This window comes from Mycobacteroides sp. LB1 (genome assembly GCF_013449725.1).
Classification (GTDB): domain Bacteria; phylum Actinomycetota; class Actinomycetes; order Mycobacteriales; family Mycobacteriaceae; genus Mycobacterium.
Genome location: NZ_JACCFF010000001.1, coordinates 1,831,463 through 1,844,282 on the forward strand (window position 1 = coordinate 1,831,463; position 12,820 = coordinate 1,844,282).

General features: G+C 62.9%; 12 protein-coding genes. 1 reads left to right on the forward strand and 11 read right to left on the reverse strand.

The features are described 5' to 3' along the window. Nucleotides 1-21: 21 nt before the first annotated feature. From MLB1_RS08900 to MLB1_RS08945, 10 genes are read right to left on the reverse strand one after another with little or no spacing between them, the layout of a single operon-like run. The gene (locus tag MLB1_RS08900; protein ID WP_180749283.1) at nt 22-1,893 is read right to left on the reverse strand and encodes a DUF2339 domain-containing protein; all 1,872 of its coding nucleotides are present in this window, start codon (nt 1,891-1,893) and stop codon (nt 22-24) included. 47 nt (nt 1,894-1,940) lie between these two features. After that, complete coding sequence (locus MLB1_RS08905; protein ID WP_180749284.1) at nt 1,941-2,600, reverse strand: TetR/AcrR family transcriptional regulator; 660 nt, start codon at nt 2,598-2,600, stop codon at nt 1,941-1,943. A 29-nt stretch (nt 2,601-2,629) separates the two neighbouring features. Next, nucleotides 2,630-3,880, reverse strand: a complete 1,251-nt coding sequence (locus MLB1_RS08910; RefSeq protein ID WP_180749285.1) for an MlaD family protein — start codon at nt 3,878-3,880, stop codon at nt 2,630-2,632. Then, nucleotides 3,877-5,070: an MlaD family protein gene (locus tag MLB1_RS08915; protein WP_180749781.1), complete on the reverse strand. Its 1,194-nt coding sequence runs from the start codon at nt 5,068-5,070 to the stop codon at nt 3,877-3,879. The genes MLB1_RS08910 and MLB1_RS08915 overlap by 4 nt, the downstream gene beginning before the upstream one ends. Next, nucleotides 5,070-6,164 (reverse strand): MCE family protein, encoded by a 1,095-nt coding sequence (locus tag MLB1_RS08920; protein WP_358146130.1) that lies wholly within the window; start codon nt 6,162-6,164, stop codon nt 5,070-5,072. Before MLB1_RS08920 ends, MLB1_RS08915 begins: the two co-directional genes overlap by 1 nt. Before the next feature lie 29 nt (nt 6,165-6,193). Next, nucleotides 6,194-7,240, reverse strand: coding sequence for an MlaD family protein (locus MLB1_RS08925; protein ID WP_180749286.1), 1,047 nt, complete (start codon nt 7,238-7,240; stop codon nt 6,194-6,196). Next, complete coding sequence (locus tag MLB1_RS08930; RefSeq protein ID WP_180749287.1) at nt 7,233-8,300, reverse strand: MlaD family protein; 1,068 nt, start codon at nt 8,298-8,300, stop codon at nt 7,233-7,235. The genes MLB1_RS08925 and MLB1_RS08930 overlap by 8 nt, the downstream gene beginning before the upstream one ends. Beyond that, nucleotides 8,297-9,796: an MCE family protein gene (locus MLB1_RS08935; protein WP_180749288.1), complete on the reverse strand. Its 1,500-nt coding sequence runs from the start codon at nt 9,794-9,796 to the stop codon at nt 8,297-8,299. Before MLB1_RS08935 ends, MLB1_RS08930 begins: the two co-directional genes overlap by 4 nt. Further along, nucleotides 9,796-10,653, reverse strand: a complete 858-nt coding sequence (locus MLB1_RS08940; protein ID WP_180749289.1) for an ABC transporter permease — start codon at nt 10,651-10,653, stop codon at nt 9,796-9,798. The genes MLB1_RS08935 and MLB1_RS08940 overlap by 1 nt, the downstream gene beginning before the upstream one ends. Nucleotide 10,654: 1 nt before the next feature. Beyond that, nucleotides 10,655-11,512, reverse strand: coding sequence for an ABC transporter permease (locus tag MLB1_RS08945; protein WP_180749783.1), 858 nt, complete (start codon nt 11,510-11,512; stop codon nt 10,655-10,657). 464 nt (nt 11,513-11,976) lie between these two features. Here MLB1_RS08945 and MLB1_RS08950 point away from each other — a divergent pair, with 464 nt between their 5' ends. Continuing rightward, nucleotides 11,977-12,165, forward strand: a complete 189-nt coding sequence (locus tag MLB1_RS08950) for a hypothetical protein (RefSeq protein WP_180749290.1) — start codon at nt 11,977-11,979, stop codon at nt 12,163-12,165. 5 nt (nt 12,166-12,170) lie between these two features. Here the strand turns inward: MLB1_RS08950 and MLB1_RS08955 are convergent, their stop codons facing one another. Next, nucleotides 12,171-12,803: a response regulator transcription factor gene (locus MLB1_RS08955; protein ID WP_180749784.1), complete on the reverse strand. Its 633-nt coding sequence runs from the start codon at nt 12,801-12,803 to the stop codon at nt 12,171-12,173. Between the last annotated feature and the right edge of the window lie 17 nt (nt 12,804-12,820).

Here is a 12,820-nt window from a genome sequence, read left to right on the forward strand (position 1 = left end):
CCACTCACGGAGCCTGATGGGCTACTTGACGGGCAGCTCGGTTATGGATAGTTCACCGCGAGTTGCATATTCACGCGCGTACAGCGTGCCGCCGCCAAGCAGCAGAAGGCCGGTGACGATGAACGCACCGATCCGTGCGATACCGTCAAGGGTGGCCAGGTCGAACAGGAACAGCTTGGCGACGGCCATCGCGGCAAGCACGAATCCCGTTCTGGTCACCCAACTCTGGTCGCGGTAGTGCCGCAGTCCGGCGAGTAGGAGCGCCACGGATACTGCCATCCAAGACACCGTTGCCAGACCGTGGCCCAGCAGGAACCCGTCGATATTGCCGAGCAGCGCGGTGCCCGACAGAATGACTGCAGCGGTCCCCGAATACAGCATCGACACCCCGGCCACCACACCTCGCACGGGAGCGGACTCCGGGTTCGCCCAGCCGACCCGGTTCATGGCCGCCATCACCATGCCGACTGTGACGGCCGCAAGCACGCTCGCGACGATCAACAGCGGCCCCGCCACGTGCACGGCGCTGCTCGAGTCCGTCAGCAGCTCCGGGGGCACGTACGCGATGTACGCCATACCGCCCAGCGCGCCGAACACCTGACCCACTACCAATGAAATACGGTCCCGCAGTTGATAGCCGATGGCGGAGAAGGACAACCCAATGGCCAGCAACACGACCGCGAGCAAGGCCGCGTGTGTGCCCTCGACCGAGGCCTGTAGCAGCGCCAGACCCGCGACCGCAGTCATGGTGATGCGCGCATGCACCGGAAGGCCACCGACCAACAGCAGCACCGCGCCCATCACCGCGGCGACCCCGACAGGTACCAGCACTCCGAGCGGCCACACCGCGAAGGACAGGGCACTGTAGAGAACCGGAATAGAGGCGATACCGATCATCACCGACGAAGTCAGGTCACCCTGGCCGGCATGGTCGCCGGTGAGCAGCCACAGCGACCCCAGCAGGGTCACCAGCAGTGCCAGCACCGCCATGATGAGCAGAGCATACGGATGTCCCGCGGCGGCACGAATGGCCGCGAGGAGCGTCAGGGTGACGCCAACGGTCCGGAAGGCGTGCAGCACTGGCCAATTCCGGCCGATCTGAGCGGGCAGGCTCGCGATCAGCAGCACCAGCGCGAAGGCGGCGAGTTCCGCGGTGAACCCATCGGTGAGGAACGGAGCCAAGGAGGTGATCGCCGCGACCACACCCACGGCAAAGGGCTGCGAGTTCCACTTCCGCGCCAGCACCAGGCCGGCGCCGGCGATAGCCAACGCGAGAACCAGTCCCGCCAGCACCGGAATCTTGTCGTAAATCACCGTCAGTGCCAGCACGTCGAAGAATGCGGCCGCGAATCCTGTTGCTGCGGTGGCAATACCACCAATCCGGCCCCCGGGACGAGAATGCACCCGGATGCCCAGTCCAATGAGACCGGCCGCGAGGACGGCACCGGAGAGCATGCGTGGTATCGGACCGAAGTACCCGCTCTTGGCGGCCAGCACCAGGAGCATGACCACCCCGGCGAGTGTCACGACCGCACCCGCGAAGGCCATCGCCTTGCTGGCGAATCCCTCACGTGCCCAGAACGGTTTCTGCTGAGGAGGTGCTGTCCTAGGCGCGGCCGGCACCTGCACCGTCACGGGTATCCGGACCGGTGGTACCGGGACCGGCGCGGCGGCCGGTGTGGCGCCTTGAGTGCGCCGGCACTCGTCCCAATACTGCTGAGCCTTATGGTATTCGGCCTGGGTCCATTCGATCATCCGGCCCCGCAGCGCATCGAGCTCGGCACGCAGCGCACGCTCACGCCCGTCGAGTTCGTCCAACGTCGCGGTCATCTGCTGCAACTGTGGATCTGTCATGCCTCTCAGCGTGACGGCTACTCGATCTGAGGTGAACACGTAGACCTACTACCGCGAGTAGGGGTTTCTCACCGCGCTAGGTAGGTCTACTCATCACCGGGGCCCGCACGGTCTAGGTCTTCTGCCGCTACATGTCCCAGATACGCGGCGTAAAGGGTTCGGGATGCAAAGGATTCCTGCTCCCCCCACGGCAGGTGTGGCCTCGTCACCAGCAGCGAGGCGACCCCGTGAGTGATCGCCCACAGCTGCAGGGCAGGCTCCAGGGTGTCACCCGGCGGGAACTGTTCTTCGTCGACGAGTTCTTGAACAACGCCGCGGAGGTGGAGAAAGGCTGAACTGCTGAGTATCTCGTCCGATTCGCTGCCGAGGCGCGGCGGGCGTGCGGTCGCGAACCGGTACAAATGCGGGTTCTGCGCGGCGAAGCGCACGTAGGCCAGGCCCAGCGCTCGCAGTCGTTCCAGCGCCGTGGAGATGTTGAACGTCGCCCGCTGCAGCGCCTCGCCGAGTTGTTCGAAGTACTTCGAGCACAAGGCGTCCACCAACTCATCGGTGCTCGAAAAGTGCCGGTACAGGGACGGTGCCGTGATACCCAGCTCCCGAGTCAATTCGCGGGCCGAGGGAGCGCGGGCCTCGCCGGACCTGAGGATGAGGTCCATCGCCGTATCGACGATCTGCTGCCGCAGCCTCCACCCCTGTCCCCGCGCCAGGCGCTGCCGTGGTGCGGTTGGATTGTTCTCGTCACTCATGTGGCACTCCAACCAACCGCATATCTCGATCAGCGCGGAGGTTCGATGGGCAGCGTCGGCCCGCCTTGTGGAGTCGGGACGGTGAACCTCCCCTTGGGAGTGGGATCGGTCCTCTTCCCGAGGTCGGCGCCCGGCGGCGGGCCAGCTGTGTCATCGCCCGCGGGCCGCGGTGCGTTCTTGGCGCCGCGAATCAACACCGCCGGATCATCACTGACGCAATGGGTATAAAGCGGCGGCTCGGGAAAATCGGCGGTAGACGGTGGCACACGAGGGGTGCCGTAATCACAGGCATACCGTGGATACAGGTCGGCGGTGGCCCAGAGGCCGTTGTCGCGCATGGTGTCAGCGATCGCGCCGAACGTCGATCCGCGGTAGTTGGGAAAAAACGCATTGATGGCAGGTGCGCGAACATAGAGCATCTGCGAAACGGTGGCCAGGCTGGCGAGCAGGGTGACCATGGTGTCGGAATTATCGGCGAACAGGTTGTCCACCGCGCCCAGTGTTGTGGGCGTCTGTCCTACCAGGGTGCGGTAGCCGTTCTGCATCTTGTCCACACCGCGTAGGGTGCGGCCCAGACTGTCGGCGGTGGCCTTGATACCGGAGTTTTTATCGGCAGCCAAGGTCAGCACCACCCGGCTGGTCTTGAGGATGCTGGTGGTTTCCGGCAAGACCGAATCCAAGGTACTGAGCAAGAAGGTGCCGCCGTCGATGATCTCGGTGAGCTTGCGCGGGCCCTCCTTACTCAGGCTCAGCTCCCTTTTGATCAACTCCAGCTTCTTGGGGTCCACCTGCGCCAACAGCCCATCAGCATCAGCGAGCAGCTTGGCCAGCGTCACCGGTACCTGCACACCCTCGGCAATCACACTGCCGTCCTTAAGGAATGGGCCCTGTTGATCGGGTGTGCCTTCGAAGTTGAGGTACTGCTCACCCGCGGCAGAGAGGCCGGTCACTCGAACCTTGGCCGCCGCGGGGATCGTGTACTTCGACTGGATCTCGGCGGTCGCCTCGACACCCTGCTGGGTAATCTCCAGCGACTGCACCGTCCCGATCTTGACTCCCCGCAATGCCACATCCTGCCGAGGCAGCAGCCCACCGGACTCCGGCAGCTTCACGGTGACACGATAGGTGGACGCAAAGGGGTTGGCCCGCAATGCACCCGCGAACAAGTAGGTCACTGCCAGAACCAAGGTCAACGCCAGCGCTACACCCGAGAGCGCTACCTTCTGGCGATGGCCGGCACGCACAGCACCGACCAGCGGATTGGCGATCGCGTTGATCATCGTCCACCACCTGGGGCCGCCGGAACAGGCTCGATGACACCGGGTTCGGTGGGGCTGGGGCGCACCGGAGTGTCCTGGCCGTACGCACCCTTGCCCACGACGCGCTCCTGCAGGCGCCAGAGCGTGTATTTGATGGAGCCCGCCAGCTGCGCCCAGTTGGACCGCTTGGGCCCGTGGGTACCGATATCGGCGAGCGAGCCGACATCGGGTATTGACCCCAGGACCAGCTGGTCGAGCGACGCCTGCAGCGAAAGCGAGTTTCCGGCAGTTGCTTTGATGGCAGTTGGGAGGATTCGGTTGAACGAAGCGAGGCTGGTGTCGGGATCCTGTGCCACATCGTTCCAGGCCCGGGAAACGGTATTGGCATCGGCGATGATGCTGCGACCGCTGGTATCGGTACCGGCGATCGACGGGAACTTCTGCAGCTGGCGTGTCGTATCACCCACTGTGAGCAGGAGTTCGGACAGCTGCGCGGTGTTGGCGGCCAGAGTCTCCGTCGCCGGCCCCGCCGCTGTCACGATATCGGCGACAGTCTGGTTCTTGGCATCGAGCCTATCGGCCAACTGCGAGGTCTGCGCGAGAGCCTCGGAGATTTGCGCAGAGCGTGAATTCAGCTTGCTTAGTAGCTGATTGGAGTCCTTGATCAAGTCGCCGAACGCCTGGCCCTGATCGCCGGTTGCCTTGCCGAATCCATTGACGATGTTGGTGAGGTTGCGCACCGCGCCGCCGTTGGAGGCGAGCGCGGCCGAGCTCAGCACCGACTCCACCGTCGCTGCGGCGGTCGTCGCGTCGAGACCAATGGTATCGCCGTCCTTGAGGACCGGTCCGTCCGAGGGCACTCCTGCAGGGGGCCGGATCGAGACAAAAACATCACCCAGCGGTGTGGCCGAACGTAATTCGGCGGTACTGCCCCTGGGCAGCCGCACCCCGTCGAGGATGCGCAGTGTGGTGATGGCCGTGAAGTTGCTTACTCGCATCTCGTCGACCTGCCCCACATCGGCACCAGCGAGTTTCACCTTCGCACTGGCGGGCAGATTCAGGACATTCGAGAAGAGCGCAGTGAGGTGATAGCCACCGTCACCGATCCCGGGAGCGGGCAACGGCAGGTCACCCAGGCCGTTGGTCGCGCATCCGCTGAGGAGGGTGGCAGCCACTGCGGCCGACGCCATCAACCCCGTACGTGCGGCCATCATTTCTGTCCCATCGCCGCGAGTCCATCCAGGACGTAGGTCAGCCCGAAATCAGGCCCATAGTCCTGCAGGGTTCCTGTGCCGCAACCCAATTGGCGCAGTCCCATCATGTTGCAGATTTCCTTGTCCATCTGACTCTCGAACAGCAGCCGATCCGTCATGAACCGGACGCGCAGTCGCTTGTTGTCCTGGTCCACGACGTTGTACATGTTGTCCCACGCCAGCGGGGTGACGTCGATGAACTCGGAGATCTCGCGCTGGTTATCGACCACCGCCTTGAGGGCGGTGTTGGAGTTGAGGATGGTTTGTTTGAGGTCGCCGCGGTTGGCTTCGACGATGTCACCAGCCTGCTTGACCAGATCGTTGAACCTGCGGCCGGTGGAGCCGGTGCCCAACGCCTCATCATCGAGGATCCGACTCAGTTGACGCACGGTAGAAGCGAATTCACGCAGTTTGCCGTCATTGGCCGCCGCCGCGTCGAATAGAGAGCTGACGTTTTTGATGATGGTGGTCATCTGCTCGCGGGTGGTCGCCCCACCCTCCGAGCTCAGCCGCAGCGCCTTGGACAGCTCCCCCAGCCCGGCCTTGATCTTCTCACCGTTACCATCGGCGACTCCGGCGGCGGAGTTGATGATATCGGCTACCGGGCCCTGTCCTTTGCCATCTCCCTTGAGGGACAGCGAAAGCCGGTCCAGTGTGCCCAGCACCCGATCGAACTCCACCGGGGTCTTGGTGTGGCCCAGCCCGATCGTGTCACCGTCCCTTAGTGTGGGTCCGCCCCGGTAGGGCGGGGACAGCTCCACCTGGCGGTCGGTCAAGATCGACGTCGACAGCGTGACGGCCTGCACATCGGCGGGCACCTTCACGTCCTTGTCGACGGTGAACTGCACCTCCACGTACCCCGACTTGGGCGTGATCCTCGTGATCCTGCCGACCGGCATGCCCAGCACCGCAACCACATTGTCTTCATAAAGGCCCGAGGCATTCTCGAATTGCGCGGTCAGCGTGATGTTATCCAGCTTCGACTTCACGTAGTACGCGCCGGCACCAACAATGGCCGCGGCCATTACGGCCAACGTGCCGATCATGGCCATCAGCCGACTTCTTTTGTCGCCCTTGTTCGTCACTTGCAGTCCTTGAAATACGGGATCATTCCGAATTGCTTTGCCCGACCGCTGATCGCACACATCCACGAGTCGACCAGCAGACCGTTCGTCAGGTTGATATCGATGGCGTTACCGGTGCCGGTGGAATTGGCGATCCCGCGCAACAAGACCGGTGCAATCGGGTAAAGGCTCCGAAGCAGGTCATCGTGTTTACCCAGCATGTCGGAGAGCTCATGTGCCGTCTTCAGCATCTCGATGAGCTGCGGCCGGTCCTTGACGACAACCTTGCTGAGTTGTTCGACAAGATTTGTGAACGACTGCAGCATCGTGTGGAAGGTACTGCTGCGCATTACGAACTGACCGAGTAGATCCTGTCCCTGGTTGACCAGAACGCCGATACCGGACTGCTGGCGGCGCAGCGTGTTGGTGATCCTCTCGGTGCTCTTAAGCAGGGCGCCAAGTTGATCGCGCCGATCGGCAATAACCGAGGACAGCGTCTGAATGTTCGCCATAGCTTGTGGAATGACATCGGGCAGCCCCTGCAGCTGCTTGCCCAGGATGCTCAGTGACTGCGCCACCTTGTCGAAATCGACCTGATCGAAGGTGTTCGTCGCCCCGGCCAACGCGGACTGCAGATCGTAGGGAACCTCGGTATGCGCAAGATCAATTGTCTTGTCGGGTAACGGTCCTGCACCCCTGGGACGCAAATCCAGGTACCGGGAGCCCAGAATCGTGGTGACCCGGATCGAGGCCTTGGTGTCCTTGCCGAGCTTGATGTCGTCGCGGACGCTCAGCCCGGCCTCGACGTGATCGCCGACCAGCTTCATGCTCGTGATGTTCCCGACGGGGATGCCTGCCACGGTGATCGGCTGGCCCGAGCGCAGCGACGCGGCCTGCGCGAACTCGGCGGTGTAGCTCGTGTAGCCGAGGCCGATGGCCTTGATGAGCAGCATTCCGCCCACGAGGGTTCCGATCACCGCGATGGCAATGAACCCCAGCCAGGTCTTGTTGTAGGTCTCGACCGGTCGGTTCTTGATCCTCTGCCACCTGGATTGCTCAGCCATTGGCCATGTTCCTGCATCGCGGGGTGTACTGAGCCACGTTTCCGGGTGTCGCCGCGTTGACGATGATCGGTATCACGTCGTTCAGGCCCGGGAAGAAGCCGGTGAGGTTCAGATCGCACATGTAGACGTTGATGAACGCACCCTCGGAGTAGAAGCGGGACAGCCCCTTCAGCACGATCGGGAGGTTGTCCCCCAGGAAGGCGTATTGAGGTTCGATACTCACCACGTGCTTGCCGAATCCGGGCTGGCGGGTAATCAGCTCGTCAAGCGACGGGTTGACTTCGTTGGTGATCTTCGACAGGCGACGCATGGTCTGCGCCAGCGACCCCACCGAGGACACCAACTCGGGACGCTTGCGATCCAGGTCCGACACCATCTGTCGCGTCTGGGTCAGCATGTTGTCCAGGCCGTCGTTCTGCTGGGCGAGATTGCCCGTCACGGTGTTCATGCTGGTGATCACGTTGCCCAGCGCCTGGTCGCGGCCCGCGAATGTTCTTGTCAAAACCGAGGTTTGATTGACCAGGGTGACAATCGAGGCGTTATCCCCCTGGAGCGACTGAATGACACCCTTGGTCAGGTTGTCGGCCTGCTCCGGGGACAGCGTGCTGAACAAGGGCTCGTAACCGTTGAGCAGTGTCGTCACATCGAAGGACGGGTCGGTGCGCTCCACTGGGATCGTCGCCCCTGCGGAGAGCACTGTGCTGCTGGCGGGGTCACCGGACTTGCCCGGCGACAGACCGAGATAACGCTGGCCCACGATGTTCTGATACGTCACCGAGGCAATCGTGTTGCCGTAGAGCTTCTGGTCGTTCTGAACCACGAAGTCGACCCTGGCCTGCTCGTTGTCGACCAGCTCGATCTTCTGCACACGGCCCACCCGCACACCGGCCATGCGCACATCGTCCCCATCACGCAGGCCATACACATCGGTGAATACCGCCGAATACGCCGTGGTGCTTCCCGATACATCGCGGCGCAGTGTGGCGTATACCAACCAGCTGAGTGTCATGGCCACGGTCATGAAGACCACCAGTGCGATCAACGGACCACGGAACTTCACCGCGGTACCTCCTTAACGAACGACACTGCGGTCCCCCGAGCCACCGGCCCGAGCAGCAGCTGAGTGGCGGGAGTCGCCGGACCACCGGTGAGCACACCGAGCTGATCCCGTTCACGCCGGCTACCAACGGGTCCGACGTTCCCGCCAAATGAGGCGGGCGCTGCTGTCGGCGGTTGCACGTCCTCGGGATCAGAGGTGCCGGGCACGCGAGGTGCCGGGACAGGCTGCCACCACGGCAGCGGTGGGTTGGGGTCGACCAGGTTCGGGCCGCCCGGCGGCGTGACATTCGGCGGACCCACTGCGACGAGGTTTCCGTTGGGACCCACTACCGTTCCAGCCGGTGGCGTCAGATCCGCCGGTGGCTTGTAGTTCTGCGGGAGCAGTGTCTCGGGAAGATCCGGGCGCACCACCTGTTCGGGGGCGGTGAAGCAGCTCGGCCCCTTTATCTCGCCATAGCGCGGGCAGTCGGCACGGGTGTAGGTGTAGCTGGGGGCCAGTGTCACGGCGATAGGCATGTTCGGGAGGTCCCGGTCTGCCATCCACATCTGCTCAAACCAGTTGCGGGACAGCTTGTTCATATTCCGGAAAATCGGAACAAACTTGTCGGCATTCTTGGCGAAAACACCGATCGGAGGGGTGAGCCCGGTGGTGATGCCGATGAGCTGGTCGGTGTGGTTGTCGAAGGCCTGCCTGGTGTTGCCCACTGTCGTCAGCCCGGCGTGTACCAGGCTCGTCAGCTGCTCGCGCTTCTCGGCCAGAGTCTGCATGGGCCGCACCGCCTGGTGCAGTGAGTCCAGCAGATCGGGAGCGGTTTGTTTAAGGCCTTCGGTGGCATCGAGCAGTGCCGAGGCGGTCGAGGGCCCGGCGTCGGTGGCCACGATCGCGTTCAGCTCGGCGATGAGCCGGTTGAGCTGGGCGCCACCGGTGAGCAGTTTGACCCGTCGGCTGTCGGTGGCTGCCCCCACCGCAGCCAGGATGCCGACCGAGTTGTCTTCACGACCACGGCCGGTGGCATTGAGGACATCACGCAGCTTGCTCACGGTGGTCTGGAACAACACGGTGGGCAGCTGTTGGTCCTCGGCGATGTGGGCGCCGGCGCGGATGGGGGCACCGGGTCCGCGGTCGACCAGCTGCACCGAAGACACCGCGAACACATTGCTCGGCACCACGCGGGCGGTGGCGGTCGCCGCGATTGACTTGGCGTACTGGGGTTTAAGATTGATATGTACGAAGTTCGGTTTGTTGCCGATCGCCGGTATGACCTCGTCGACCTCGCCGACCAGCACGCCGCGATACTTCACGTCCGACTTCTGCGGCAGCCCGTCACCGACATTCACCAGATCGGCCACCACTCGGACGTGATCATCGAGCCGCCCCGCAGACTTCAACAGCATGGTCCCGGTGAGTGCCGCGATTGCCGCGATTGTCACAACGGAAACCGCAAGAAGCTGGTTATCGGAAGGGCCGCGCCCATCCACTTCAAAGGAATTCGGCATCAGCCACCCAGCCTGGCGCCGGCATCGACGCTCCACAGCGCCATGGTCAGCAGCATGTTCACCATCACGACAACTGTGATGGCGGCACGCATGGCATGCCCGGCAGCAATTCCCACGCCCTCGGGCCCACCGCTGGCGTAGAAGCCGTAGTAGCACTGGACCGTTGAGGCGATCCACACAAAGACCACCGTTTTGATGATCGAATACACGATGTCGATACCGCTGACACCAATACCGAAGTAGTGCAGATAGGAACCCACCGAGCCGCCGCTGAGGATGCCCACCATGACCTGGCAGGACATATAGCTGATCGCCAAGCAGGCCAGATACAGCGGGATCACCGCGATAACCGCCGCCATCAGCCGAGTTGTCACCAGGAACGGGATCGGCCTAATGGCAACGGAATCCATGGCGTCGATCTCCTCGGCGATCCGCATCGACCCCAGCTGTGCGGTGAACCGGCAACCCGCCTGCATCGCGAATGCCAGGGAGGCCATGATCGGCGCGAGCTCCCGAGTACTGGCCAGCGAGCTGATGATGCCGGTGGCGGGTCCCAGCCCGAGAAGGTCCAGGAAGTTGTACGACTCGATGGCGACGAGTGCGCCTGCAGTGACCCCCAGGACCAACGCCACTCCCGCAGTTCCACCGCCGACCACCAATGATCCATTGCCCCAGGCGATATCGGAAAGATGGCGCAGAAACTCCTTCCGGTACTGCCGCAGCACCACCGGGATAGCGCCGAGAGTGCGAAAGAAGAAGGCCACCATGTGGCCGAACCGCATCAGCGGTCGACGAATCCTGTTGTAGATGAGTATGAACGGCCGACGCCCTGGCGCCAGATAGCTGGATACCGTCATGTCACAGCCCCGTTCGCGGGAACAACATGATGTACAGCTGGCTGATGGCGACATTCACGACCATCAACAACAGGATCGATTCCACCACCGCGGCGTTCACGGAGTTGGCAACACCAATGGGACCACCCTTGGTGGACAGGCCCTTTTGACACGACACCACAGCAACGATGGCTCCGTAGATGATTGCCTTCAGTACCGCCAACACCATGTCGCCAGGGGTGGCGAAGGAGGCGAAGGTAGACACAAAACTGCCGGGCGCGCCGCCTTGCCAGTAAACGTTAAACAGGTAGGCGCCAAGGAATCCTACGAAGCACACCACACCCGTCAGCGCTACGGCGATCATGATCGCCGCGGCGAACCGGGGCACCACCAGCCGACGGATCACCGAGACACCCATGACCTCCATGGCATCGGTCTCCTCGCGCATGGTGCGAGAACCGAGGTCCGCGGTGATCGCCGATCCCACGGCCGAAGCCATCAACACCGCGGCCACCAGCGAGGCGGCCTGGCGGATGATCGCGATACCGCTGGCCGCGCCGGCCAATGAGGTCGCACCCACTTGGCCTGCCAGCAAGGCGAATTGGATCGACAGCGTGACACCGATAGGCAACGTCACCAGGATGACCGGAACGATGGCCGTCGAGGCCTGGAAGGCGCCCTGCCTGACGAACTCCTGCCACTGGAACTGTCCGGTGAACAGGTCGATGAAGAACCACTGGATAGTGCGGACCCCAAGCATGAACTGCTCACCGACCGTGCTCAGAGATTCGAGCGGGTGCCGCTTGACATACCCGGTGGCCCAATCCTGGATTACCGCTGCACCGTCTTCGGCCGCGACTTGTCCGGCAGGTGCGGTCACGACAGAGCTGGACACAGCGTCACTTCTCGTCCGACGACGGGAAGTGACGCACGGATCGGCGCACCACGCATTCCAGACTCCTCATTGATTCCGGCATTCGCTGACGAGCCACGGGCTGCGGTGCCAGTGAGCGTTGACGATAAACGATCAATCGTTAATTGAATAGTCGGTCATATCCTAAATCACACCGATTGGTCTACTGTGCGCCAGATCACACATTATGTAGTCGCAGTCAATGTGGCCCATATCGACCCACCGCTGTCGGCACGAATCATGCAGTAATCAGGGAGTTTTGGGGTTACACCTCGGCCCGGGGGGTCGATCGGGCCGGTGGCAGCGGAATGCCGCGATCCCAACTCCCCACCAGCGCTACCGCTCACCGTTCCCCCGCAATAGCCGAGAAGGTAGCGCCGGGCGCATCGCGCACGCCTCACAAACCCATGTCGACACTATTTGCTAGGCGCGTGCTGCCGGACAGCCGACATCGACAGATCTTCTGGCAGGACAGCTCCGCGCACGTCAACAGCTACTACTTCGACAAGAACAACGACGCTCCGCCCCATCGCAACTATGAAACCGCCTGGCGCAGCAGGACATTCAGCCTAGACAACTATCGATTCGCGCATTCGGCGCCAGAGGTCGTCACCGGCTGAATAATCTATTCGTCGAGCCCGTGTTCGATGGCGTACCGGGTCAGTTCCACACGGTTGCCCAGCTGGAGCTTACGCAGGGTCGATTGCACATGATTCTCGACGGTTCGGTGGCTCAGCGATAGTCGAGTCGCAATCTGCTTGGCACTCAATCCTTTCGCGACCAGCCGCAGCACCTCGGTTTCCCGGTCGGAGAGCCTTGGCGTGTCATCGGTATCCGTCGCGGGTGTGCTCGACATGCGCCGGAACTCTCCGAGCACCAACCCGGCCAGGCCCGGCGTGAATACCGCTTGGCCCTTGGCCGTGGCATTCACGGCGTCGATGAGCTCGACAGCGGATGCGCTCTTGACCAGATACCCCGTGGCTCCGGCCTTCACCGCTTCCAGTACGTCCTCGCGTTCAGCGGAGGCCGACAACACCAGGATATGGCTGCCCGGGGAAACCGCCAGTACAGCTGCGGTGGCCTGTGCGCCATCACCATCGGTCAGCTGCATGTCCATCAGCACCACATCGGGTTTCACCGTCGCCGCGATCCGGCCTGATGAGGCGACACCGTCGGCAGTGGCCACCACCCGCAGCCCCGCCGCCTGCAGGTCACGGGAAACGCCATCGCGCCACATCGGATGATCATCGACCACCATCACCGAAATAGGCTCGT

Coding starts and splice junctions, on each gene's coding strand:
- MLB1_RS08925 (WP_180749286.1), bottom strand. CDS start 7,240: ATGGCTGAGCAATCCAGGTGGCAGAGGATCAAGAACCGACCGGTCGAG.
- MLB1_RS08935 (WP_180749288.1), bottom strand. CDS start 9,796: ATGCCGAATTCCTTTGAAGTGGATGGGCGCGGCCCTTCCGATAACCAG.
- MLB1_RS08910 (WP_180749285.1), bottom strand. CDS start 3,880: ATGATCAACGCGATCGCCAATCCGCTGGTCGGTGCTGTGCGTGCCGGC.
- MLB1_RS08915 (WP_180749781.1), bottom strand. CDS start 5,070: ATGGCCGCACGTACGGGGTTGATGGCGTCGGCCGCAGTGGCTGCCACC.
- MLB1_RS08955 (WP_180749784.1), bottom strand. CDS start 12,803: ATGGTGGTCGATGATCATCCGATGTGGCGCGATGGCGTTTCCCGTGAC.
- MLB1_RS08940 (WP_180749289.1), bottom strand. CDS start 10,653: ATGACGGTATCCAGCTATCTGGCGCCAGGGCGTCGGCCGTTCATACTC.
- MLB1_RS08920 (WP_358146130.1), bottom strand. CDS start 6,164: ATGGCCATGATCGGCACGTTGGCCGTAATGGCCGCGGCCATTGTTGGT.
- MLB1_RS08905 (WP_180749284.1), bottom strand. CDS start 2,600: ATGAGTGACGAGAACAATCCAACCGCACCACGGCAGCGCCTGGCGCGG.